Source organism: Burkholderia sp. MSMB1498 (assembly GCF_001526245.1).
In the GTDB taxonomy this organism is placed as follows: Bacteria; Pseudomonadota; Gammaproteobacteria; order Burkholderiales; family Burkholderiaceae; genus Burkholderia; species Burkholderia savannae.
This window is the reverse complement of the sequence record NZ_LOYJ01000058.1, coordinates 1-23,012: the sequence shown is the minus strand read 5'-3', so window position 1 is coordinate 23,012 and position 23,012 is coordinate 1. Positions and strand designations below refer to the sequence as shown.

Here is a 23,012-nt window from a genome sequence, read left to right as displayed (position 1 = left end):
CAGATTTCCGATCAACTGTTCGGTGACGAGTTATCGAGTCAAGACGTCAATCAGTGAACGTCTTTGTGGTTCTCCCTCCCTATTCGGTCCGACATCATACGTATCGTGCTCGATTTGAGGCGATACTTAAAAGTTCTAACAAAATGAGTAGCGAGGGCTGTTAACCCGGTGCGCGCTCTGTCAACCTCTTCGTCGTTTCGCTGACGAGGGGGCGATGGCAAAGCCGCTACCCGATGACCAATTGTGGTCACTCATCCAACCGATGCTGCCACCACCGAAGCCACGCCCACGCGACACCCGGGGCGCAAGCCGCTCGACGATCGCGCCGTGCTCGCCGGCATCCTGTTCGTGCTGCAATCCGGTATTCCCTGGGAGATCCTTCCGCAGGAAATGGGATGTGGACGTCTCCTACATCCTCGGGGCGCTTCAGGTATTCACGGGTGAGACGTACTTGCAGACCAAGCTGCCGCTCGATCCGCCGAGCCTGACGCGCTGGCGCAAGCGGCTGGGCGAAGCTTGCGTTGAAAAGCGGCTGGCGGAGACGATCGAGGCGGCCAAACGGGCCAAGGTCGTCAAGCACGCGAGTCTGAAGCGCGTGATCGTCGATACGACGGTGATGAAGAAGGCGATTGCCTATCCGACCGATTCGCGGCTACTCGAGCGCTGCCGCGAACATCCGGTGAAGGCGGCCGCTCGACATGGGCCGAAGCTGAGGCAGAACGACAACCGCGAGGCGCCCCGCCCGGAGAGCCAGATTGGCCGCCATGCGCACGCGAAGCAGTGCAAACGGATGAAGAAGGCGCTGCGGACCTTGAGGGCCGCCCCATCCGATGCGGCAACGCGCTAGCCTAGCCAACGGCACAAGCGCTTGCAAACCACGCAAGCCGCGATTGGCAAAACTCGAGATAGGCGCGCACCAGCGCCGACGGATGCCGATGCGACGGATACAGCAGATTGACATGCTGTTCAGGCAGCGGGTGGTTGGGAAGCAACGCAGTCAACCGTCCCTGACGAATCGGATCGGCGGCGAGAAACGGCGGGAGCTCCGTGACGGCCTCTCCGGATATTGCGCTGCGGCGCAACTGTGAATAGTCATTGGTGGACAAGACGACGCCGGGTTCGAACGTCTGCTCGCCCAAACGCCATCCCCGACTGAAATTCGCACCCGTGCTCCAGACCGCACAAGGGAACCGATGCAGGTCGTCTGGCGCCTCCGGCGTACCCAACGCGTCGATCATCGCCGGACTGGCGACCAGGACGTGGCGGTAGGAGAGTAACCGGCGCGCCACCATCGCTTCGTGCGAGATCGCTCCGATCCGCAGCGCGACGTCGATCCCATCCTCGATCAGATCGACTCGACGCTCGGTCGTATACACGTGCAAGTGGATATCCGGATACCGCTTCCCGAACGCCGACAACAGCTCCCACCACGCCTCGAATGCGGGCGGCAACGACAAGCGCAACCGTCCCTTCAGCCGGGCCTGATCGCTGACCACCGCCTGCTCGCCCTCGGCGAGCATCTCGACGCCTCGGCTCGCATGCTCGTAGAACCGGGTCCCGGCTTCGGTCAGCTTGGTGCCGCGCGTGGTGCGCTCCAGCAACTGCACCTGCAATTGCTTCTCGAGCGCACGAATACGGCGGCTGACCGTCGGCAACGGCATCTCCAGCCGCGCGGCGGCACCGGAAAGGCTGCCCGTCTGCACGACGCCCACGAATATCCGTACATCGTTGAGGTCCAATTCAGCCTGCCAAAAATGAAAGAGATTTTTTCATTTTAGCTAGTTCCGTTGCGGATTTGACCAATCCAGAATGACGCGTGTTCGACGGCTCATCGATCTACCGGATGAGCCGTCATTTCGCAACTTTTCTCACCTCGGGCAACGCATGCCGAAGCGGATTCCGCCGGGCGTCACGATGGAGACGCCCGGTACGGAGACCGTGTCGCGTGCGCGCCCGGCGCGCATCCGGAGTTCTCGTGAAGGCCTACGTCATCGAACGCTTCGGCGGCCCGGACGTCCTGCAGCTGCAGGACGTGCCGATGCGAAATCCCGGCGACGACGAAATCCGGATTCGCGTTCGCGCGTTCGGACTCGACCGCGCCGAGATGTATCTCCGGTCGGGCAACCTCGGGCCAATTGGCGACCAGCCTCGCGTGCCGGGCGTCGAAGCGGTCGGTGAAGTGCTCCACGATCCTGCCGGCCAGCGTCGAACCGGACAGGCCGTCGCAACCGCGATGGGCGGGCTGCCATTCACGCGACCGGGCAGCTACGCGGAGCAAGTCACCGTTCTGCGCGGCAACGTCGTCGCCGTGGACGACTCGGCGCTTTCATGGGAAGCGCTCGCCGCGTTGCCGCAAGCGTATGTCACTGCGGCCGGCGCGCTCGACAAGGTGCTGGCGATCTGTTCCGGCCAAACGCTGCTGATCCGTGGTGGTACACCTTCGGTCGCGCTCGCGGCAATCGCCCATGCGAAATACCGTTGCGTCACGGTCATAGCTACGAACCGGGCGCAAGCCCATTTTCAGCGGATGCGCGACGTCGGCGCCGATCTTGCTCTCGTCGACGGCGGGCAAATTGCGGCAACCGTCAAGGAAGTTGTTCCGTCTGGCGTCGACGTCGTGCGGGAAGGCGTCGGCGCCAGCCCCCTGAGGGATTCGATCGGCATCCGAAGTCTTGACGTTCGCCCGACGGGTTCGCCCGAGCGACACGCCATGCACGCCGCTCGGGTGACGGCGATTTTCCGGCAACACAGGAACGGGGCTGGGCAATTCGCCAGACTTTCGTCGCTGAGATCGTGCGATCGGCACTCGCGCCGCAAACAGCTCAGCCGGTCGGCCGCGCAACGAATGCCACCCACGCCGATACCCTTCGGCTTGTCCGGGTTTCTATCGAAGCGGATGGCACAGGCAGGCCGCTGCCATTCGAGTACGTGTCCAAACAGCAGGATTAGGAGTGTATGAATGTTTCAGTGGAAACTCATTAGCCATTCACGTTTCGGCATCTTGGCGCCGCATCGAATCATCGAGCCGGGTGCGACCGCGGCACAATGGGTCAACGACCAAACGGCGACGTTCGCCCAAAACATGCGAACGTCCTATCGCGCAATGATTCCGTCTGCCGGCGCACCCGACCCGGTCGATCAGGTGCTCGCGATCGATGTAGCCGCCACGCATCCCGCCCGAAACATCCCGGTGCGCGTATACAAGCCGACCGATGCGCGAGCGGACGAACGACTTCCGGTCGTGCTGTTCACGCATGGTGGCGGCTTCGTGTCCGGCGATCTGGATACGCACGACGTGCTCGCGCGCGCGATCGCCAGCCGTGCTCGCGCGCTCGTGATTGCCGTCGACTACCGGCTCGCGCCCGAATTTCCGTTCCCCGCGGGTCTTGAAGACGTCTACGCCGTGCTGCGATGGACGGCCGACCACGTTGACGAAATGGGCGGCGATGCCAAGCGGGTCGTGCTCTGCGGCGATAGCGCCGGTGCGACTCTTTCGACGGCGACCGCCATGCTCGCCCGCGATCGCGGCGGTCCTCGACCGGTGGCGCAATGGCTCATGTACCCGTCCGTGAGCAACAAACTGGACACACCCTCATGGGCCGAGCTGGGCGACGCGTACTTTCCCACGCGGGAGGTGATGCGCAATGTGCTCGCAAGCTATGTGCCGACGGAAACAAGTCCGCATGCGCCGCTGCTTTCCCCCATCCTGGGAGATCATGCCGATCTGCCGCCAACACTGATTCAGGTCGGCCAGCTCGATCCGTTGCGCGACGAGAACGTCGCGTACGCAAGCAGCCTGAAAGAAGCAGGCGTTGAAGCATCCGTCATCGTCTACGAAGGGCAGTCACACGGTTTCATCCAGTTCTTCAAGGACAAGGCGAACCATCCCCGAGGCGAGGTCGCACTAGACGATGGAATACGATTTCTCCGGAAACAAACTGCCTCACAGTAATCCGTAAGCCCGGCTGGCACCGGGCATACATCCGAAATGACACGCACGGTCCGACGAGGCTCGGTGCATGGACGGCAAGTCGCGAACGCCGGGCTTGTGACCGCGGAACTTGGGGGAAGCAGTTGATGGACGGATTGGCACGCAGCGATTCTGCGACCAGGAACCTGCCCGGCTACGTATTCCAGATGGAGCGGTCACGCGGCGCGCGGGCCGGCCCGCGCGCCGATCTCGGCCTGCCGCACTGAAAAATGAACAAATTCTCCGACATGAGCACGTTCGTGGCCGTCGTCGAATCAGGCAGCTTTTCCGAAGCCGCCCGCCGCCTCGGCACGACCAAGTCAATCGTCAGCCAGCGCGTCCAGCAGCTCGAAAAGCGTCTCGGCTGCATGTTACTCAAACGCGGTCGCCCGCTGCAGCTGACCGAACCCGGACAAAGTTACTTCGATCATTCGAGACCGCTTCTTCAGGAGCTCGAAAGAATCGAATCCGACGTTCAGGAAGCCGGAGCGAGCCTGCACGGCACATTGAGGCTCGTGGTGCCGGCCACGTTCGTCACGCGCCAGCTTGCGCCGCTATTGGTTCGCTTTGCTGCGAAATATCCCGACCTCTGCGTGGATGTCGAGGCGGAGGACCGGCTATCCAATCTGCATGACGGTCATTTCGACCTCGCAATACGCATCGGCAAGCTGACCGATTCGAATCTCGTCGCGCGCACGCTCACCGCCAATCACCACCTGATTTGCGCCAGCCCCGCCTATCTTGCCCGGCGCGGCGTGCCTGCGCATCCCGCGGATCTACTGCAGCACGACGGACTGATCTATCTGAATCGCGAGCCCAACGGCATGTGGAGCCTGCCGCTCGACGGCACCCAGCAGTCGTTTCGTATCCGTGTCCGGATGCGAACCGATTCGGGACATCAATTGCTGGCGGGCGCACTGGCAGGCCTGGGCCTTGCGATCCTACCCACGTTCCTCGCCGCCGAAGCGCTCGCCGCCGGCGATCTCGTGCCCGTTCTGCCGGACCACCCCCCGCCGGGCGGACAGATATCCGCGCTGTACCGAAAAACGATTCGCACGTCGCCCAAAATCCAGGCGCTCGTCCAGTTTCTCGCCAACGAGATCGGCCAACCGGCCAGTTGGGACGCCGCGCTCGTCGAGCGCGGCATTCTGCCTCGCGTCCGGCAGGCGTAACGGCGCTTCACGCCCCCCGGGCCCAATCGCCGCCCATGTGCCGCACACGTCGTTGTCGGGCCCGGCGTTCGTGGAAACCGAACGCCGCGTTCGCCTGCCGCCGGCTATGCCGGTGCGTTCGCAATTCGTAATCTGGTCGCGACTCATTTTCACAAGGCCCACGACCGTGAGTGACGATACCCTGCGAAACCCCGCGCGCCGCACGATGCTCGCGCAGACACTCTCCCATTCGGCCGCACTCGCCGTCGGCTCGCTGCTCAACGGCGAAGCGACCGCGGCGCCGGCCTCCGCCGACGCACCGACAGACGCGCCGTCCCGCCGCCGCGCCGGCAACGGCAAACGCACGCTCGACGTGCTGATCGTCGGCGGCGGCTCGGCCGGCGCCGTGCTGGCGGCGCGTCTCAGCGAGAAGACGAGCCGCAACGTGCTGCTGCTCGAAGCCGGCCGCAACTACGCCGCGTGGGACTATCCGCACGTGATCGCGAGCAGCGACATCGTCGGCGGCGACGCGCGCCATGAGTGGGGCTACCGCACCCAGACCGGCTACATCGATCACCCGATCGGCGCGCTGCGCGGCAAGGTGCTCGGCGGCAGTTCCGCGATCAACGGTGCGGTCGCCATTCGCCCTCGCCCGCAGGATCTGAAGAACTGGAATCTTCCGGGCTGGTCATTCGACGACATGCTGCCGTCGTTCAAGCGACTCGAAAGCCGCGACAGCGGCAGCGCCGCGCTGCATGGCCATGCCGGCCCGCTGCCGGTACGCCAGCTGACCCGCGAGGACATCACGCCGATGCAACGCGCGTTCGTCGATGCGACCGTCGCGAATGGCTATCGCGTCATCGACGATTTCGACGGTCCGGACGCCAACGGCGTCGGCCCGTATTCGATGAACATCGTCAACGGCGTGCGCGTCAACACGGGCATCGCCTATCTGACCAACGACGTCCGCGCGCGCAACAACCTGCGAATCCGGGGAGACGCGCTCGTTGACCGCGTGCTCTTCGACCGCGACCGCGCGATCGGGGTCAGGCTTGCGAACGGCGAGGAAATCCACGCGAACGAAGTGATCCTGAGCGCGGGCAGCTACGGCAGCGCCGCGATTCTGCTGCGATCCGGCATCGGACCGGGCGCGGATCTGCGCGCGCTGTCGATCCCCGAAGTCGCGAATCTGCCCGTCGGGCAGCGCCTGAAGGATCACCCTTTCTATTACAACGCCTACGCGGCGCGCCCCGACAGAATCGGCGACCAGTCGCCCGTGATCGGCGCGTTCCTCTGGACGCACAGCGCGTCCGCGCAAAACAGCGACCTCGATTTGCACGTCACGGCGACCCATCTGTTCCCGCACGACCAGAGCCCGACCAAGGTCGGCTTCGTGCTCGCGGTCGCGCTAACGCGGCCGCTGTCGGTCGGCAGCCTGAAGCTCGCGAGCCGCAAGCCGGGCGACGCGCCGGTGATCGACCTGAACTTCCTCGCCGACGAGCAGGACCGCGTGCGCCTGCTCGACGGCATCAAGCTGGCGCGGCGCATCGGCCGCACCGCCCCATTGTCGGACCTCATTCATTCCGAGCTGAATCCCGGCCCGGGCGCGGCGACCGACGAGCAGATCCTCGCGTCCGTCAGGTCGACCCTGGACACCTACCACCACCCCACGTCGACCGCGCCGATGGGTGTTCCGGGCGATCCGCACGCGGTCGTGGACCTCGACGGGCGCGTGCACGGCATGCACAACTTGCGCGTCGTCGACGCGTCGATTTTCCCGGACTCGGTTTCCGTCGCCACCAACGTCACCACCATCGCAACGGCCGAGCATATCGCTCGCCACTACCTCTGAATCCGGGCCGGGGAAACTCATGACTTCCATTTCTCATGCATTGCATTGGATCGACGGCGAATGGGTCGATTCGCCCGTTCATCGCGATTCGCTCGATCCCGCAACCGGCGCCGTGATTGGCCGCTATGCCGACGGCGGCGAAACCGAGGCGCGCGCGGCCGTCGCCGCCGCGTTGCGCGCGTTCGATCGCACGCCCTGGAAGCGCAACGCCGCGCTGCGCGCCAAGGTACTCGAGGAACTCGCCGTCGCATTCGAACGACACACCGATGCACTGATCGACCAGCTCTCGCTCGAGAACGGCAAGATCAAGCCGGAAGCCCGGTTCGAGGTCGAAATGGTGCCGTCGAAGCTGCGCTATTACGCGGCGCTCGCGCGCGCCGAGCGCGCTCACGGCGGCACGCCGCACCCGGACGTCGTGTCGCTCGTGCTGCGCGAGCCGATGGGTGTCGCCGGCATCATCGCGCCGTGGAACTCGCCGGTCGTGCTGATGGTGCGCTCGCTCGCGCCCGCGCTCGCCGCCGGTACGACCGCCGTCGTCAAGTTGCCGGGGCAGACTGCGCAAACCAATGCGCTCGTCGCCAGGGTGATGTCCGAAGCACCGTCGCTGCCGCGCGGCGTCGTCAACGTATTCAGCGAATCCGGCTCCGACGGCGCGAAATACCTCGTCGCATCGCCGGACGTGCCCGTCATCAGCTTCACGGGATCGACGGCGACCGGCCGCGCGATCTCGGCCGCCGGCGCGCAGCGCCTGAAGCGCTTCGGCCTTGAACTCGGCGGCAAGACGCCGCATGTCGTGTTCGACGACGCCGATCTCGACGCCGCGCTGCCCGTCATCGAGAAGTCGATCACCGTGTTCGCCGGCCAGTTCTGCATGACGGGCTCGCGCCTGCTCGTGCAGCGGCGCGTGGCGGAGGCTGTCCGCACGCGTCTCGCCGCGCGCCTCGGCGCGGTGCGCGTCGGTCCCGCCGCCGACCCGCGCAGCGACATGGGGCCGCTCATCGACCGGGCCAATGTCGCGCGCGTCGACCGCGCCGTCGAACTGGCGATCGCGGCCGGCGCAAAGGTGCTGCTGCGGGGCGGCCCCGCCACCGACGGCGATCTCGCGAAAGGTGCGTTCTACCGGCCGACGCTGCTCGAAGTCGACGATCCGGGGCTCGACATCGTGCAGCATGAAACGTTCGGACCGGTGATGACGCTGCAGGTGTTCGACACGGAAGACGAAGCGATCAAGCTCGCCAACGACAGTGAATACGGCCTCGCCGCTGCGGTGTGGACGCGCGACGTCCAGCGCTCGATGCGGGTCGCGCGCGCGCTGCAGGCGGGCACGATCTGGATCAACGACTGGGCGAAGATCTACGACGAATTCGAGGAAGGCGGCTACCGCCAGTCGGGCCTCGGCCGCCTCAACGGCGCCGCCGCCATCGACGATTTCATCGAGTACAAACACATCACGCTGAGCACCGGAGTCCCTCAATGACAGGCGCGATCATTCGCGACGGGCATCCTATGACGGGACTCAACGAAGTGCGATGGAACGCGTCGGGAAAATCACCCCGCAACGGCGGCGGCTGCCTGGCAAACATCGATACGCGGCCGCTCGACGCGGAAAGACGCATCGATAAGAGATCGTCACTGTATCGGCGACACTATTCCGTCACTCACGTCATGGCGCGCGCAATCGATCCTTGATTGCCCAGACCGTCGAATGTTGCGGACGGCTCGTCGATGACGGCAGTCGCGCCATGTCAGACGAATCGACCGTGCAATCGACTCGAGTCGTTGTGCCGTCAGGACTCGAGCCTGCGGTCCAGCGCGATCCTGAATCAGTCCGATTCGTGAATCGTCATTTGCTTTCGACTTATTAAAAGTTCTAACAAAATGAGTATCAGGGGGCTGATAACCCGGCGCACGCATTGTCAACCGCTTCGTTGTTTCGCTGACGAGGGGGCAATGGCAAAACCGTTACTCGATGACCAATTGTGGTCACTCATCCAACCATTGCTGCCACCACCGAAGCCACGCCGCACGCGACACCCGGGGCGCAAGCCGCTCGACGATCGCGCCGTGCTCACCGGCATCCTGTTCGTGCTGCAATCCGGTATTCCCTGGGAGATGCTTCCGCAGGAAATGGGATGTGGCTCGGGCATGAGTTGCTGGCGCAGACTGCGCGACTGGCAACAGGCAGGCGCCTGGGACCGGCTGCACGAGGTGCTGCTGGCGAAACTTCGAGCGGCCGATCGCATCGACTGGTCGCGCGTGGTCATCGATTCATCCTCCATTCGCGCAGTGGGATCAGGTCAAAAACAGGACCCAATCCCACCGATCGGGCACGACCCGGTTCAAAGCACCGCCTCGTTACCGAAGCGCAGGGCATCCCGCTCGCGCTGATTCTCACGTGCGCCAACCGCAACGACGTCACTCAACCGCCGCCTCTGAACGGGGCCATTCCACCCATTCGCGGCGAGCGGGGACGGCCGCAGTCAAAGCCCGTCATCGTGCAAGCCGATCGCGGCCACGGCCACGGCAAATATCGCAAGCCTCTGCACGCTGCCGGTATCGCCACGCAGATCGCTCGCCGTGGGGAGCCTCGCGGCAGCGGCCTTGGCAAGACTCGCTGGGTCGTCGAGCGTGCCTTTGCATGGCTGCACAACTTCAGGCGGCAGCGCATCCGGTTCGAACGCCTCGCGGCAATCCACGAAGCGTTCGTGAACATCGCCGCCTGCATCATTTGCCGGCGACAACTTCAAACATCATTCTGTTAGAGATGCTTAGGCATTCAGCGACTTCGGGACGATAGACGGGACGGTCTCGGGGCACCCTCGGGATGCCGAGGGAAGCACGCACACTCCCCTCGCAAAGCCCTACGTCCTCAGGCAACCACGCTTGCGCAGCAAGCTCGCGGCGTTTTTGAACGTCTTGAGACCCACGATCTTCGTATCGCCGAGTTGCGTACGGCACATCAATTCGTCGGCGACAGGACGAGCCACAATCACGCCCGACTCGTCATGCTTCTTGATGTATCGCATGACAGCGCGAGCCTCCACGGACGGCCCATGCTCGCGCACGATATCTGGCCAATGCTCGACAAGCCGCAGCTGCCAAGCGACCGAAACGGTTGATTGTTGAACCGAGCGAATTTCGGTCATATCCGCCGCCGATGGGTTTTGTAACACATCCCGATCTGCCGATGTGCCGGACGACTTCGAACAGTTCTCAGCCAATATGCCAGGTAACTTCGTGCCAAGCGATGCGATCCAGGTTTTCGCGTCGCCTATACGGACGACAATCCGATCGTGCGAACACATCGCGTCGCAAGACAAAGTCGTCTCGTCGAGCTTGGTCCACCATTCGAGATCGTTGGCGGATATAGGCATCACCGTGATCGATTCGCGGGCAATCACGCGCAGCAAATCGATCGGGCGCTGCTTGTAATGCTTCTGCGCCGTGGCGCTTGCCTTGTGGCCCATGATTTGTGCGACGACGCCCGCAGGACACTCGATCCACTCGGTAAGCGTCGAGAACGAGCGGCGCAGCCCATGCAGGGTGAGCCCTTCGAGATGCGCTGCCCGCAAGACAATGCGATGCCGATCGTCGGGAGCTTGCAAGCGGCCGGATTCCGACTTGACTCTGCTAAAGACCCATTCATTGCGGCGAGGTAATGCATCCAGCAACGATCCCACATACGGCGTCAGAGGAATCGTTCGATCGCCGTCCACCTTGTCCCACAGGATCAACGTGTTCCAGCGGAAGTCCAAATCGGTCCATTTGAGTTCGCTCATTTCTTCGCGGCGTGCTCCCGTGAGAAGCAACGCCTGCAGGTATGCGGATACGATAGGGTTTGCAATCCGACGCACGCCGTCGAACCATGGAGCCAGTTGTTCTCGCTGGAGGCAATCGGATTTCGCACGAATCTTTGGGACGTTCTGACGCACCTTGCGTGTACGGCATACGTGTTCCGGCACAAGTCCCGGCCATTCATGTTGTTCGCCACACCAGTTCACGCATGCGCGCAGCAATCGAAATGCGAGCGAAGCTTGGGTCGGTCGGCTTTCCGTCTCGCGCTTTAGCCACTCGGCAATCACGTCTGCGGTCAAGTCCGGCAACGGCACATCAAGTAGACTCGATAGTGCGCCGCCAACGCGAGGTTGCTTGCGTCCGCGCTTTCTCATTTCGCCGCCACGATGAGACACCTTCTCATGATCCGCAACATGATGGTCGCTCCAGCGGGAACGATTCGCTTCGATATAGCTCTTCCATGCAGTATCCAGCGTGGCCTGACGGCGCCGCGACTCGACTCGCCGTGCCTGCGTAACCGCGATAGCCGTAGCCTTTTCGACGCGCGGGTCTTTACCCTCATCGATGAGTTTCTGAAGTTCGCGCGCTTTCTGGCGAGCGCCATCGATATCCCATGTGCGAGCGTCGCCGATTGTGGTGCGAACCGTGTTGCCCGCGATGCGACCTTGGAAGACATAAGACACGCTGCCAGCGGTGGCGCGCAGCCCAAGGCCCGGCGCACCCGAGTCCCACATAAAGAATTGCTTGGCATCGGGAGGGCAGCGAAAGTCGCGCACGCGCCCGGCGGTGAAGTTGATACGAGCCAAGTTTGTGTCACTTCTGCGTAAGCGGTTTGAGTAAAAGGGGGCAATTGCATGACAGTGATCCCCATTTCCCCAATACCACTAACCCATTGATAACCTTGCACTATCACCGTCTTCCGCAACATCGAGACATGCAGATCAACGGCAACACGCGGGGACGTCGTATCGTGTCGGGCGACCGCCGGGCGGGTCGCCCGCGCGCTGACTCGCTCTTCGCACATATCTCGATCCGGCACCGGCCGGCAGGACGGTTTCCCTCCATTCGTTTCACCTAGAGGATGCACATGCAATCACGTTTCGAAGGTATCTGGCTTCCGATCGTCACGCCGTTCCACGCGGGCGAAATCGACCATCCTGCACTCGCGCGCCTCGCTCGGCACTACGCGGGCGAAGGGATCGCGGGCTTCGTCGCCGGTGCGACGACGGGTGAAGGCGCACTCCTCAACGCCGGCGAGCAGGAAGCGATTTTCGCAACGCTGCGCGACGCCGCGCCGACGTTACCGATCGTGCTCGGCATCAACGGGAGCGCCACGCGCGCGGTCGCCGAGCGCGCGCGCGAACTCGCGGCACTGCGCCCGGACGGGCTGCTCGCCACGCCGCCCGTCTACGTTCGGCCGTCGCAAGCGGGCGTGCGGCGGCACATCGAGGCGATCGTCGAAGCGGCGGATCTGCCCGTACTCATCTACAACATTCCGTACCGGACCGGCGTGAACGTCGAGCTCGACACGTTGCAGGCGCTGTCGCGCGATGCGCGCGTCGTCGGCGTGAAGGAATGCGGCGGGACGATCGAACGGATGCTGCGGCTCGTGCACGAAACGCCGCTGCGCATCCTCTCCGGCGACGACAGCCAGAATTTCGCGGCGCTGTGCGCGGGCGCGCACGGCGCGATCACGAGCGCCGCGCACGTGCTGCCCGCGTGGCACGTGCGCGTGCACGCGCTGCTGCGCGAAGGCAAGCTCGACGACGCGCGACGGATCGCGGTCGCGCTGCAACCGCTCATCGCCGATCTGTTCGCGGAACCGAATCCCGCGCCCGTGAAGGCGCTGCTCGCCGCGCAAGGCTGGTGTGACAACGAGCTGCGACTGCCGTTCCTGCCGGTGAGCGACGCGCTCGCAGCGCGGCTGGCCGCGCATTGGGAAGCGCTGCGGCAGAGCGAGACGGCCGACGTTTGAGCGGTTTGAGCGGTTTGAGCGGTTTGAGCGGTTTGAGCGGTTCGTGCGGTTCGTGCGGTTCGTGCGGAAGGCAACGCGTCGATCGGTGGCTTGTATGTGATGCGGCGGTTCGAATCCGTCGATTCGAGCGTCGCTTTCTAGAGTGACGCGTCGTCTCGTCGTTCATCGTTTCGACTCATCATCGACTCGACAATAGTTCGCTTTGTCGCATCGGAGCTTCGGAGCTTCGGAGCTTCGGAGCTTCGGAGCTTCGGCGTTTCGGCGTTTCGGCGTTTCGGCGTTTCGGCGTTTCGGCGTTTCGGAACGTCAGCGTATCGACACGCGGGCGTGTCGGCGTTTCATTACATGGCCGTGCTTGCGGAACCGAGAACACGGAAGCCGGCCGCCAGCGGCGCGCGCCGCAACAGCCCGCCACTCGCCACTCGCCACTCGCCACTCGCCACTCGCCACTCGCCACTCGCCACTCGCCACTCGCCGCTCGTCGCTCGTCGCTGCCGTTGCCGCCAACGCCAACGCCATGCAGCCTATTCGGAACCGCCCTGCTCGGAACCGCCGCACCGCACCTCGCGAAGAAACGTAGCGACAAGCTCCGCCACCCAGCGCTCGCGCTCGCGATGCGGCACGTGCCGCGCGCCCGGCACGATCTCGATCCGCGCCGGCCCGGCGACCAAGCGCGCGATCGTCTCCGGATGAAGATTCGAGCCGTATTCGTCGTCGCTGCCGTGGATCGCGAGCGTCGGGCACGTCACCTGCGGCAAGGCATCTTCGAGCGACCAGCCGGCAAACCCCGGCGACAGCCACGTATCGATCCAGGCGTCGAGCACCCAGCGCGCCTTGTCGCCGTGATACGCGCGCAGACGCTCGAACGCGTCGCGCTGCTTGAACTGCTCGCGCGCGTCGGCGACGCCGGCGCGCGTCCTGTCTTCGACGAACGCCTGCGCGGATTCGGTGACGAGCGCTTCGCACGCCGACGGATACGCGGCCGCGCAATGCACCGCCATGCCGCCGCCCACGCTATGGCCGAGCGCGACGAAACGATCGAAGCCGAGCTGCCCGCGCAGCATCGGAAAGAACCGCCGCGCCTCGTCGCGCACGAAGCTCGCGTCGAGCGTGTCCGTGCGCGGATCGGACTGCCCGAAGCCGAGCCGATCGTACGCGATCACCTGCCGGCCCGTGCATTCGGCGAGCGCTTGCGGAAACGTTCGCCACAGGCGAACGCAGCCGAGCGAATCGTGGAACAGCACGATGGGCGGCGGAACACCGTCGTGCGCGTGCGCGCGTTGCGGCGCGGCCCAGCATCGCACGAACAGGCTCCCCCGCCCGGTATCGACCCGGCGATCTTCCGTCGCGTGTCGCCGCTCGTCCATGTTCCGTCACTGACCGAGCAGATGCCGCAACAGGCCCGCCGACACGATGCCGACGAGCACGGTCGGCAGGATCGACAAGCGGGTTGCCGCGAGCAGCGTGATCGCCAGCGCGAGCAAGTTGGCCGGCTTGTCCGACACGAACGCCGGCGCGATCACCGACACCAGCACGCATCCCGGCACATTTTCCATCACCGCCAGCATCCGCGGGCTCAGCGTGCGATTGCGCAGCACGACGTAGCCGAGAATCCGGCTCAGGTAGGTGGACGAGGCCATCAGCACGATCGTCAGCAACGTGGACACGTCGATCATGACCGCTCCCCGCAGACGACGGCGGCGACGAGCCCGGCGAGCGCGCCCGCCGCGACGTACCACGCGCCCGGCACGAGCAGATAGGTCACCGCGGCGACGACGAGACTGACGAGCCACGGACGGCTCGCGCGCGCGCCTTTCCACATGCCCCGCAGCAGCACCAGGAATACCGCGGTGAACGCCATGTCGAAGCCGTATCGCTCGACGTCTCCGATCGTCGGCCCCAGCGCCGCGCCGAGCGCGGTGCACGAGATCCAGGTCAGATACAGCCCGGCCGACACGCCGAGGTAATACGGCAGGCTCACGCGGCCGCGCGCCTGCCGCCGCGCGTCGTCGAGCGCCATCGCCCAGCTTTCGTCGCACATGAAGAAGAGCGCCGGAAAGGTCTGCTTGCGCGACAGATGCCGCAGATACGGCGCGAACGCCGCGCCCATCAGGATATGCCGGCAGTTGACGAGGAACGACATCGCGACGATGAGCAAGATGTGCGGCGGCGACGTCCACAGCCGGATCGCCGTGAATTCGGAACCGCCGCCGAAATTCAGGCCGGTCAGGAGCGGCACTTCGACGATGCTCAGGCCCTTTTGCGCCGCCTGCGCGCCCAGCACGAGCGCGAACGGAACGAAGCCGAGCATCACGGGCAGCGATGCGCGCAGGCCGCGCCACGCTTCGGATCTCGCAGTGGATTCCTCGGAAATGACGGTTGATGTTGGCAGACTGTTCATGAAACCTCCTTCGAGGCAATATTGTCTGCCAAATTCGATGAAATTGGGTTGCGTTGTTGCTATATCCTGATGTCGAATTGGTACGAACCACCTATTTTCAATACTTTTCTGGAATTGAATTCCAATGAAACTTGACGCCATCGATCGACGCATCCTGCAAGCCCTGCAACGCGACGGCCGGCTGCAAAACGTCGAGCTCGCGAAAGAGGTTGGCCTGTCGCCTTCGCCGTGCCTGAGGAGAGTCCGGCTGCTCGAGGAGGACGGCGTGATCGAGCGATACGTCGCGGTGCTCAACCCCGCGAAAGTCGGCCGCGGATTGACCGTGTTCACGCGCGTCTGGCTGAAGGAGCAGGACGCGGGCTCCGTCGATCACTTCGCCGAGGCGGTCCGGCAACTGCCGCAGGTCGTCGAGTGCCATCTGATGGCGGGCGACTGCGATTTCCTGCTGCGCGTCGTCGCCGCCGACATCGACGACTATCGGCAGTTCCAGATGCATCATCTGACGCGAATCAAGGGCGTGCAAAGCGTGAAGACCGAGATTCCGCTGCAGAAGGTGAAGCTGACGTCGGAGGTGCCGGTTTGACGGCGTGAAGGTTCGGCGGCCCGGGCATTCGAGGGCGCGCGCGATCGCCGCGCGACTCGACCGGCTGCGTGGCCAGGCGCGCCGCAAGACGCCGCACCGCACAGCGTCGCACCGCGCCGTGCGTCCGCGGCCGCCGCGCCGCCCGCGCGCCGCCGCCGGCCGCCCGAAAGCCAATCGTCATAATATGGCGGTCGCAAACGATTCACGTAACCGACGCATCGTTTCCTCATACTTGCGGACGTTCAAGACTCGCGATCTTCCAGGAGACACGCCGATGCGCCAGCGTCTCGCCGCTCTCGCCGCATTCGCCGGCGCACTGTGCGTCGCGCCGCTCGTCGCCGCTTGCAGCAACGAGGCTTCGCACGCCCGCGCGGAATCGCACGCGGACGCGTCGCCGGCATCGCCGCAGGGCGGCGCCGCGAACGCGTTCAACGGCAACGCGACGGCGGCCGGCAACGCAGGCGCGAGCGCGCCGCTTGCGACGCCCGTGATCCACTACCCGCCCGAGGACGACGCCGACGATGCATCCGGCGCGACGGCGGCCTCCGCGCGGCCCGCATCGCATCCTGGCTGATCGCTTTTTGCCGCGCCTTCTTCCCCGCAGAGCCAAAGGTGAAAACATGACGTCAGAAAGCCGCCGCCGTTTCCTGCATACCGTTGCGCAATCCGCGAGCGCCGCCGCCGCGCTCACCGTGTTTCCCGAATCGATCCGCCGCGCGCTCGCGATTCCCGCCGCGTCGCGCACGGGCACGATCCGCGATGTCGAGCACGTCGTCGTGTTCATGCAGGAAAACCGTTCGTTCGATCATTACTTCGGACACCTGCGCGGCGTGCGCGGCTACAACGACCGCTTTCCGATCCCGCTGCCGAACGGCAAGCCGGTCTGGTATCAGCCGTCGAAGGCCGATCCGGGCAAGCCCGTGCTGCCGTTTCGCCTGAACACGCTGACGACGAGCGCGCAATGCATCGGCGATCTCGATCACTCGTGGTACAAGACGCACGCCGCGATCGACGGCGGCCGCTACGACCAGTGGCCCGCGAACAAGACCGACATGACGATGGGCTATCACGTGCGCGAGGACATCCCGTTCCACTACGCGCTCGCCGATGCGTTCACCGTCTGCGACAACTACTTCTGCTCGCTGCCCGGCCCGACGCATCCGAACCGCTCGTATCTGATGACGGGCACGGTCGACCCGACGGGCAAGTACGGCGGCCCGCTGCTCGACAACAACGATTACGTCGACGGCGACGTGCCGCCGAAGTACGACCTGCTCACGTGGACCACGTATCCCGAGCGCCTCGAGGCGAACGGCATCTCGTGGCAGATCTATCAGCAGGGCACGACGGGCGCCGATCCGCTGAACGGCAACTACGGCACGAACGTCCTGCAGAACTTCGCGAACTTCATCAACGCGAAGCCGGGCTCGTCGCTGTATCAGCGCGCGCAGACGGCGCGCACGCTCGACGACCTGAAAGCCGACGTGCTCGCGAACAAACTGCCGCAGGTGTCGTGGCTGCTGCCGCCCGCCGCGTTCTCCGAGCACCCGAAATACACGCCCGCGTACGGCGCGAACTACACGTCGCAGATTCTCGACGCGCTGACGTCGAACCCCGACGTATGGCGCAAGACCGTGCTCTTCATCATGTACGACGAAAACGACGGCTTCTTCGATCACGTCGTGCCGCCGCAGCCGGCGACGACGCGCGCGCAGGGCCTGTCCACCATCACCGTCGACGGCGAGATCCACGACGTCGTGAACCCGGGCCGCGGCGGCAGCTACACGGCCGACGGCCTGCCGTACGGCCTCGGCCCGCGCGTGCCGATGACGATCGTGTCGCCGTGGACGAAGGGCGGCTTCGTGTGCTCGCAGGTGTTCGATCACACGTCGGTGATCCGCTTCATCGCCGCGCGCTTCGGCATCGACGAGCCGAACATCACGCCGTGGCGCCGCGCGGTGTGCGGCGATCTCACGTCCGCGTTCGACTTCCGCACGCCGGACGCGACGCTGCCGCCGCTGCCCGACACCAGCAACTATCGGTCGATCGCCGATCAGCTGTGCTCGACGAAGCCCGCGCCGACGGTGCCCGCCGCGCCGAGCCCCGTCGATCCGCAGGAGCCCGGCGTGCGCCCGGCGCGCGCGCTGCCGTACGAACTGCACGTGAACGCGTCGGTGCAAGGCGGCGCGCGCCTGCGAATCGAGTTCGCGAACCGCGGCGAGCAAGGCGCGCACTTCTACGTGTACGCACCGAATCGCAGCGACGGCCCGTGGCGCTACACGGTCGGCGCGCACGGCTCGCTGCACGACGAATTCGATCTCGCGGCTACGGACGGCGCGTATGCGTTCTCGGTGTACGGCCCGAACGGCTTCGCGCGCGCGTTCGAAGGCGCCGCCGCCGCCGAGGGCCACGGGCGGCACGCGGCCGCGCATCCGGAAGTGAAGGCGGGCTACGACGTCGCGAACGGCAATCTGTATCTGAAGCTGAAGAATCACGGCGGCCGGAGCGTGCAGCTCACGCTGACCGACAATGCGTACGGCGCGTCGCCGCGCCGCATCACGCTGCGCGGCGGCGACGAACGAGTCGAGCAATGGGCGCTCGCGGCGAGCCATCACTGGTACGACGTGACGGTGTCCGACGGCGCGACGGGCAAGTTCGTGCGCCGCTTCGCGGGCCATGTCGAGAACGGCAAGACGAGTTATTCCGATCCGGCGGCGATCGCGCCCGTCACGGCCTGACGCACGATCGGAATGCGGGCGGCGGCGCGCGCGGCGTGCGCCGCCGCTCGGTCGGCGCGGATCGATGCGCAATCGAAAGCGCATGCGCGCCGCGACGAAGCGGAAAGTGCCGTTTTGTCGGCGCACGAGCCCGACAAGCACGACGCCTTCGGCTGGTTCGAGCTCGACGATCTTCCGCAGCCGCTCACGCACGCGGTGCGCGGTCGCCGTCTAGCCGTGCGCGCAGACAGCCTGAAGCGCGGAAAGAAAAGAAAAACGCTCGACGAAACGCGCTCGACGGCTTCAAGCCGCCGTCACGAGCGGCTCAGGCGCGTTCGCGCCGAACTCCGGCGCGTCGTCGCGAAACCTGAGCGGCGCCGCGCAATGCACGAGCGTATCGACGAGATACTTCGCGCGCGGCCACGGCCCGTAACCCGCCGCGGTATTGATGTGCCCGGCGTCGCCGAGATTGACGAACGCGCTGCCGAGCCGGTGCGCGAATTCGCGCGCGTCGGCGAGCGTCATCCACGGGTCGCTCTCGCTGCCGATCACGATCGACGGCACGGTGAGGCGGCGCGCGTCGAAGTCGCCCGCGAACGCGAACTTGCGCGGATTCGCCGGCGCGACGAACAGCACGCCGACGACCTCAGCCGCCGGCGCATCCGCGGCCGATGCGTGCTGCGCGAGCGCATGCGCGGTCGCGAGGCAGCCGAAGCTGTGCGCGGCGAGCACGAACGGCCCGCGCTCGCGCGCGAGCAGATCGCGCGCTTTCTGCGCCCAGCGCGCGAGATGCGGCGCGTCCCAGTCGTCCTGCTCGACGCGCAGCGCGCGCGCGAACTGTCTCTCGAGCCAGGTCTGCCAGTGCACGCCTTCGCTGCCGTGCAGGCCGGGCACCGTGACGAGCCGCGGCGGCCACGTCGATTTGCTGCATGAGCGCATGTGTCCCTCGCGGAGCTAGGAGCCTGGCGTCGATTGTCACGTGCGCGCCGCACGCGGCGAACCAATATTTTGTGCTTTGCATTTCCGCGCATCACGACGCGACGCGCGGCAAAACCGTAGAATGAGAGCTTCCTTCAAGGAGACGATGCATGTCCGCCACGCCGCGCGGCGCGTTGCGCCCGTTTCACCTCGCCTTTCCGGTCACGAGCCTCGCGCACGCGCGCCGCTTCTACGGCGGCCTGCTCGGCTGCCCGGAAGGCCGCAGCTCCGATCGCTGGGTCGATTTCGATTTCTTCGGACATCAGCTCGTCGCGCACCTCGCGCCCGACGAGACGGGCCGCTCGGCTGTCAACCCGGTCGACGGCGACGACGTGCCGGTGCGCCATTTCGGCGTCGTGCTGTCGATGGACGAGTGGCGCGCGCTCGCCGACGCGCTGACGGCGGCCGGCACGTCATTCGTGATCGAGCCGCACGTCCGCTTCAAGGGCGAAGTCGGCGAGCAGGCGACGATGTTTTTCCTCGATCCGTGCGGCAACGCGCTGGAATTCAAGGCGTTCGCCGACATCGGCCAGTTGTTCGCGAAGTAGACGCATGCGCATCCTGTTCTATACGCCGCATCGGGACGCGCCGGACTGGAAACGCGACATCGAGCGCGCGCTGCCCGGCGCGCAGTTGCGCGCATGGACGCCCGGCGACGACGCGCCCGCCGACTATGCGCTCGTCTGGCGCGCGCCGCGCGAGTTCTTCGCGCCGCGCGCGGATCTGAAGGCGGTGTTCAATCTCGGCGCGGGCGTCGACGCGGTGCTCGCGCTCGAGCGCGCGCATCCGGGCCTGCTGCCGCCCGACGTGCCGCTCGTGCGCCTCGAGGACGCCGGGATGGCGCGCCAGATGGTCGAATACGCGACGCATGCGGCGCTGCGCTATCTGCGCCGCTTCGACGAATACGCGCTGTTGCAGCGCGAACGCCGCTGGCAGGTGCTCGAGCCGCATCCGCGCGAATCGTTCGTCGTCGGCGTGCTCGGGCTCGGCGCGTTGGGCGCCGGCGTCGCGCGCGCGCTCGCGGCGCTCGGCTTGCCGGTGCGCGGCTACAGCCGCACGCCGAAGGCGCTCGACGGCATCGCGACGTTCGCGGGCGCCGCCCAGCTCGACGCGTTCCTTTCCGGCGTCAAGCTGCTCGTGAACCTGCTGCCGAGCACGTCGGACACCGACGGCATCCTGAACGCGCACGCGTTCTCGAAGCTCGCGCACGGCGCGTACCTCGTGAACATCGCGCGCGGCGCGCATCTCGTCGAAGCCGATCTGCTCGACGCGCTCGCGAGCGGCCGCATCGCCGCGGCAACGCTCGACGTGTTCGCGGCCGAGCCGCTGCCGGACGATCATCCGTTCTGGCGCGAGCCGCGCATCGCGATCACGCCGCACTGCTCGGCGGATACGCTGCGCGCGCAGGCGGTCGAGCAAATCGCCGCGAAGATCGGCGCGCTCGAGCGCGGCGAGCCGATCGGCGGCATCGTCGAGCGCGCGCGCGGCTATTGACCGCGGCCCGCGAGCGCGCGCCGCAGAGCCGCATGCCACGATACATTCATCAGAAGACAGGAACCAGGAGACTCGGATGACGCTCCCCCAATCCGTGAAGATCGTCGAAGTCGGCCCGCGCGACGGGCTGCAGAACGAGCAGGCGTTCGTGCCGACCGACGTCAAGATCGAGCTCGTGAACCGGCTGTCGCGCGCGGGCTTTCGCAACATCGAGGCGGCGTCGTTCGTGTCGCCGAAATGGGTGCCGCAGATGGCCGACGGCGCCGACGTGATGGCCGACATCGAGCGCCGCGCGGGCACGATCTACTCGGCGCTCACGCCGAACCTGAAGGGCTTCGAGAACGCGCTCGCCGCGCGCGCCGACGAAGTCGTGATCTTCGGCGCGGCGAGCGAAGCGTTCTCGCAGCGCAACATCAACTGCAGCATCGCCGAGAGCATCGCGCGCTTTGCGCCCGTCGCGCGCGCGGCGAAGGACGCGGGCGTGCGGTTGCGCGCGAGCGTGTCGTGCGCGCTCGGCTGCCCGTATCAGGGCGACGTGCCCGTCGAGGCGGTCGTCGACGTCGTCGAGCGCCTCGCCGCGCTCGGCTGCGACGAGATCGACATCGCCGACACGATCGGCGTCGGCACGCCGGGCCGCACGCGCGCGGTGCTCGACGCGGTCGCGAAGGTGTTTCCGCGCGAGCGGCTGTCGGGCCACTTCCACGACACGTACGGGCAAGCGCTCGCGAACATCTACGCGGCGCTCATCGAGGGCATCGCGATCTTCCACGCGTCGGTCGCGGGCCTCGGCGGCTGCCCGTACGCGAAGGGCGCGACCGGCAACGTCGCGACGGAGGACGTGCTGTACATGATGCGCGGGCTGAACGTCGACACGGGCGTCGATCTCGATCAGGTCGTCGCCGCCGGCGATTTCATCTCGACCGCGATCGGCCGCGCGAACGTGTCGCGCGCGGGCCGCGCGCTGCTCGCGAAGCGGCGCGCGGCCGCCGAACCGCCCGCCTGCGCGTGAGCCGCGCGGCACCCATTCGAAACATCACACGAGGATACGAAGCGCTCCCATCATGGCTATCTCCGCCCCCATCGACAAGCTTCCCGATTCCGCTCGACGCGTTGCATTGCTGCTGCGCGAGCGCGGCCATGCGAAGGGCATCGTGATGCTCGAGGAAACCGGCAAGACCTCGGCCGAAGCCGCCGCGGGCCTCGGCTGCTCGGTCGCGCAGATCGCGAAGTCGATCCTGTTTCGACGCCGCGCGGACGGCGCGCCCGTGCTCGTCGTCGCGAGCGGCGCGAACCGCGTCGACGAGAAGAAGGTCGCCGCGCAGGTCGGCGAAGTCGGCCGCGCGGACGCGAAGTTCGTGCGCGACAACACCGGCTACGCGATCGGCGGCGTGTGTCCGATCGGCCATCTCGTCGAGCCCGTCACGCTGATCGATCGCGACCTGCTCGAGCTCGACAGCCTGTGGGCGGCGGCGGGCCATCCGCATGCGGTGTTCAACCTGTCGCCGCGGGAACTCGTGTCGCTGACGGGCGCGCCCATCGCCGACGTCGCGCAACGCAGCGGCGCATGAGCGGCGTGACGAAGATCGACGGCGCAGCGCGGTTCGACGATGCGCCGGGCGCGGCCGGCGGGGGCGACAGGCCCCACGGGGTCAGCGGGGGCGACGGGAGCGAGCGTGCCGTCGCCGTGCACGAACGTTTGCAGAATCGATGCGAGAACCGGCTGGTGCGAAGGGTGCCGTCGCACGCGCGACGAAATCGCCGGCTGGCGCAAGTTCGACGACGACGCGAAGCGCGCGGTGCTCGCGCGGCTGGCGGCGAGGCGCACGGCCAGTGCGTGACGCGGCCGGCGCGCAACCGCATGCGCGCGACGAAAAAAAAGCCGTTCGCCCAAACTGGCGAACGGCATGCGTAATGAGAATTCTGTGGACGTGATCAACGTCACTGCGCATCATACGAGCGCCCTCGCTGCACCGCATCAGGAGTTTCCCTACAACTTACTTGCGCGTGTCGGAATGTCGCAGCCCGCACTCGCACTCGCACTCGCACTCGCACTCGCACTCGCACTCGCACTCGCACTCGCACTCGCACTCGCACTC

The 23,012-nt window shown here is 66.0% G+C and carries 21 protein-coding genes and 4 pseudogenes; 19 read left to right on the top strand and 6 right to left on the bottom strand.

Features of this window, described 5'->3' with window-relative positions:
- Positions 1 to 214: 214 nt before the first annotated feature.
- Positions 215 to 402 (top strand): annotated as a pseudogene (locus WS91_RS35770) (transposase); the annotation flags it as partial.
- Positions 403 to 427: 25 nt separating this feature from the next.
- Positions 428 to 820 (top strand): annotated as a pseudogene (locus WS91_RS10955) (IS5/IS1182 family transposase); the annotation flags it as partial.
- Between the two features lie 28 nt (positions 821 to 848).
- Here WS91_RS10955 and WS91_RS10950 read toward each other — a convergent pair.
- Positions 849 to 1,739, bottom strand: coding sequence for a LysR family transcriptional regulator (locus tag WS91_RS10950; RefSeq protein ID WP_059584030.1), 891 nt, complete (start codon positions 1,737 to 1,739; stop codon positions 849 to 851).
- A gap of 236 nt (positions 1,740 to 1,975) precedes the next feature.
- Between WS91_RS10950 and WS91_RS10945 the strand changes: the two genes are divergently transcribed.
- From WS91_RS10945 to WS91_RS32825, 7 genes are all read left to right on the top strand, one after another.
- On the top strand, positions 1,976 to 2,959 hold the full coding sequence (locus WS91_RS10945) for an alcohol dehydrogenase catalytic domain-containing protein (protein ID WP_059670269.1): 984 nt from the start codon (positions 1,976 to 1,978) through the stop codon (positions 2,957 to 2,959).
- Entirely contained in the window at positions 2,960 to 3,952 is a 993-nt protein-coding gene (locus WS91_RS10940; RefSeq protein ID WP_231752012.1) for an alpha/beta hydrolase, read from the top strand.
- Between the two features lie 248 nt (positions 3,953 to 4,200).
- Positions 4,201 to 5,142, top strand: coding sequence for a LysR family transcriptional regulator (locus tag WS91_RS10935; RefSeq protein WP_038748267.1), 942 nt, complete (start codon positions 4,201 to 4,203; stop codon positions 5,140 to 5,142).
- 166 nt (positions 5,143 to 5,308) lie between these two features.
- Entirely contained in the window at positions 5,309 to 6,973 is a 1,665-nt protein-coding gene (locus WS91_RS10930; protein ID WP_156432353.1) for a GMC family oxidoreductase, read from the top strand.
- Between the two features lie 19 nt (positions 6,974 to 6,992).
- Complete coding sequence (locus WS91_RS10925) at positions 6,993 to 8,450, top strand: aldehyde dehydrogenase family protein (RefSeq protein ID WP_038748269.1); 1,458 nt, start codon at positions 6,993 to 6,995, stop codon at positions 8,448 to 8,450.
- Positions 8,447 to 8,662: a hypothetical protein gene (locus tag WS91_RS35765; RefSeq protein ID WP_145986824.1), complete on the top strand. Its 216-nt coding sequence runs from the start codon at positions 8,447 to 8,449 to the stop codon at positions 8,660 to 8,662. The genes WS91_RS10925 and WS91_RS35765 overlap by 4 nt, the downstream gene beginning before the upstream one ends.
- A 261-nt stretch (positions 8,663 to 8,923) precedes the next feature.
- A protein-coding gene (locus WS91_RS32825; RefSeq protein ID WP_100185325.1) for an IS5 family transposase occupies positions 8,924 to 9,735 on the top strand; the annotation gives its coding sequence in 2 pieces (ribosomal slippage) (positions 8,924 to 9,272 and positions 9,272 to 9,735; 813 coding nt in all).
- A gap of 99 nt (positions 9,736 to 9,834) precedes the next feature.
- Here the strand turns inward: WS91_RS32825 and WS91_RS10920 are convergent.
- Positions 9,835 to 11,574 (bottom strand): tyrosine-type recombinase/integrase, encoded by a 1,740-nt coding sequence (locus tag WS91_RS10920; protein ID WP_231752011.1) that lies wholly within the window; start codon positions 11,572 to 11,574, stop codon positions 9,835 to 9,837.
- Positions 11,575 to 11,855: 281 nt separating this feature from the next.
- On the opposite strand from WS91_RS10920, the gene dapA reads away from it, so the two are divergent.
- Complete coding sequence (gene dapA / locus WS91_RS10915) at positions 11,856 to 12,743, top strand: 4-hydroxy-tetrahydrodipicolinate synthase (protein ID WP_197422232.1); 888 nt, start codon at positions 11,856 to 11,858, stop codon at positions 12,741 to 12,743.
- Positions 12,744 to 13,267: 524 nt separating this feature from the next.
- Here the strand turns inward: dapA and WS91_RS10910 are convergent.
- Genes WS91_RS10910 through WS91_RS10900 form a run of 3 tightly spaced genes read right to left on the bottom strand, consistent with a single transcriptional unit; the run spans position 13,268 to position 15,144 of the window.
- Complete coding sequence (locus WS91_RS10910; protein ID WP_059670267.1) at positions 13,268 to 14,110, bottom strand: alpha/beta fold hydrolase; 843 nt, start codon at positions 14,108 to 14,110, stop codon at positions 13,268 to 13,270.
- Positions 14,111 to 14,116: 6 nt separating this feature from the next.
- Positions 14,117 to 14,419: an AzlD family protein gene (locus WS91_RS10905; protein WP_038748276.1), complete on the bottom strand. Its 303-nt coding sequence runs from the start codon at positions 14,417 to 14,419 to the stop codon at positions 14,117 to 14,119.
- Entirely contained in the window at positions 14,416 to 15,144 is a 729-nt protein-coding gene (locus tag WS91_RS10900) for an AzlC family ABC transporter permease (RefSeq protein ID WP_059578374.1), read from the bottom strand. Before WS91_RS10900 ends, WS91_RS10905 begins: the two co-directional genes overlap by 4 nt.
- 124 nt (positions 15,145 to 15,268) lie before the next feature.
- Here WS91_RS10900 and WS91_RS10895 point away from each other — a divergent pair, with 124 nt between their 5' ends.
- From WS91_RS10895 to WS91_RS35760, 4 genes and pseudogenes are all read left to right on the top strand, one after another.
- Complete coding sequence (locus WS91_RS10895; protein ID WP_038748280.1) at positions 15,269 to 15,727, top strand: Lrp/AsnC family transcriptional regulator; 459 nt, start codon at positions 15,269 to 15,271, stop codon at positions 15,725 to 15,727.
- A gap of 274 nt (positions 15,728 to 16,001) precedes the next feature.
- Positions 16,002 to 16,301, top strand: coding sequence for a hypothetical protein (locus tag WS91_RS10890; RefSeq protein ID WP_059670266.1), 300 nt, complete (start codon positions 16,002 to 16,004; stop codon positions 16,299 to 16,301).
- Between the two features lie 46 nt (positions 16,302 to 16,347).
- Entirely contained in the window at positions 16,348 to 18,465 is a 2,118-nt protein-coding gene (locus WS91_RS10885; RefSeq protein ID WP_059670265.1) for a phosphocholine-specific phospholipase C, read from the top strand.
- 126 nt (positions 18,466 to 18,591) lie between these two features.
- Positions 18,592 to 18,666: pseudogene (locus WS91_RS35760) on the top strand (ADP-ribose pyrophosphatase); the annotation flags it as partial.
- An 81-nt stretch (positions 18,667 to 18,747) separates the two neighbouring features.
- Here WS91_RS35760 and WS91_RS10880 read toward each other — a convergent pair.
- On the bottom strand, positions 18,748 to 19,383 hold the full coding sequence (locus tag WS91_RS10880) for an RBBP9/YdeN family alpha/beta hydrolase (protein WP_059670264.1): 636 nt from the start codon (positions 19,381 to 19,383) through the stop codon (positions 18,748 to 18,750).
- Positions 19,384 to 19,532: 149 nt separating this feature from the next.
- On the opposite strand from WS91_RS10880, the gene WS91_RS10875 reads away from it, so the two are divergent.
- The 5 genes and pseudogenes from WS91_RS10875 to WS91_RS32810 form a co-directional block, all read left to right on the top strand.
- Positions 19,533 to 19,970: a VOC family protein gene (locus tag WS91_RS10875; RefSeq protein WP_038748288.1), complete on the top strand. Its 438-nt coding sequence runs from the start codon at positions 19,533 to 19,535 to the stop codon at positions 19,968 to 19,970.
- Positions 19,971 to 19,974: 4 nt separating this feature from the next.
- Positions 19,975 to 20,916: a 2-hydroxyacid dehydrogenase gene (locus WS91_RS10870; protein ID WP_038748290.1), complete on the top strand. Its 942-nt coding sequence runs from the start codon at positions 19,975 to 19,977 to the stop codon at positions 20,914 to 20,916.
- A gap of 76 nt (positions 20,917 to 20,992) precedes the next feature.
- Entirely contained in the window at positions 20,993 to 21,925 is a 933-nt protein-coding gene (locus tag WS91_RS10865) for a hydroxymethylglutaryl-CoA lyase (RefSeq protein WP_038748291.1), read from the top strand.
- A gap of 52 nt (positions 21,926 to 21,977) precedes the next feature.
- The gene (locus WS91_RS10860) at positions 21,978 to 22,484 is read left to right on the top strand and encodes a YbaK/EbsC family protein (protein WP_038748293.1); all 507 of its coding nucleotides are present in this window, start codon (positions 21,978 to 21,980) and stop codon (positions 22,482 to 22,484) included.
- A gap of 21 nt (positions 22,485 to 22,505) precedes the next feature.
- Positions 22,506 to 22,754, top strand: a pseudogene (locus WS91_RS32810) (DUF1289 domain-containing protein); the annotation flags it as partial.
- Positions 22,755 to 23,012 lie beyond the last annotated feature (258 nt).

Coding starts and splice junctions, on each gene's coding strand:
- WS91_RS10940 (WP_231752012.1), top strand. CDS start 2,960: ATGTTTCAGTGGAAACTCATTAGCCATTCACGTTTCGGCATCTTGGCG.
- WS91_RS10935 (WP_038748267.1), top strand. CDS start 4,201: ATGAACAAATTCTCCGACATGAGCACGTTCGTGGCCGTCGTCGAATCA.
- WS91_RS10925 (WP_038748269.1), top strand. CDS start 6,993: ATGACTTCCATTTCTCATGCATTGCATTGGATCGACGGCGAATGGGTC.
- WS91_RS35765 (WP_145986824.1), top strand. CDS start 8,447: ATGACAGGCGCGATCATTCGCGACGGGCATCCTATGACGGGACTCAAC.
- dapA (WP_197422232.1), top strand. CDS start 11,856: ATGCAATCACGTTTCGAAGGTATCTGGCTTCCGATCGTCACGCCGTTC.
- WS91_RS10910 (WP_059670267.1), bottom strand. CDS start 14,110: ATGGACGAGCGGCGACACGCGACGGAAGATCGCCGGGTCGATACCGGG.
- WS91_RS10905 (WP_038748276.1), bottom strand. CDS start 14,419: ATGATCGACGTGTCCACGTTGCTGACGATCGTGCTGATGGCCTCGTCC.
- WS91_RS10900 (WP_059578374.1), bottom strand. CDS start 15,144: ATGAACAGTCTGCCAACATCAACCGTCATTTCCGAGGAATCCACTGCG.
- WS91_RS10895 (WP_038748280.1), top strand. CDS start 15,269: ATGAAACTTGACGCCATCGATCGACGCATCCTGCAAGCCCTGCAACGC.
- WS91_RS10890 (WP_059670266.1), top strand. CDS start 16,002: ATGCGCCAGCGTCTCGCCGCTCTCGCCGCATTCGCCGGCGCACTGTGC.
- WS91_RS10885 (WP_059670265.1), top strand. CDS start 16,348: ATGACGTCAGAAAGCCGCCGCCGTTTCCTGCATACCGTTGCGCAATCC.
- WS91_RS10880 (WP_059670264.1), bottom strand. CDS start 19,383: ATGCGCTCATGCAGCAAATCGACGTGGCCGCCGCGGCTCGTCACGGTG.
- WS91_RS10875 (WP_038748288.1), top strand. CDS start 19,533: ATGTCCGCCACGCCGCGCGGCGCGTTGCGCCCGTTTCACCTCGCCTTT.
- WS91_RS10870 (WP_038748290.1), top strand. CDS start 19,975: ATGCGCATCCTGTTCTATACGCCGCATCGGGACGCGCCGGACTGGAAA.
- WS91_RS10865 (WP_038748291.1), top strand. CDS start 20,993: ATGACGCTCCCCCAATCCGTGAAGATCGTCGAAGTCGGCCCGCGCGAC.
- WS91_RS10860 (WP_038748293.1), top strand. CDS start 21,978: ATGGCTATCTCCGCCCCCATCGACAAGCTTCCCGATTCCGCTCGACGC.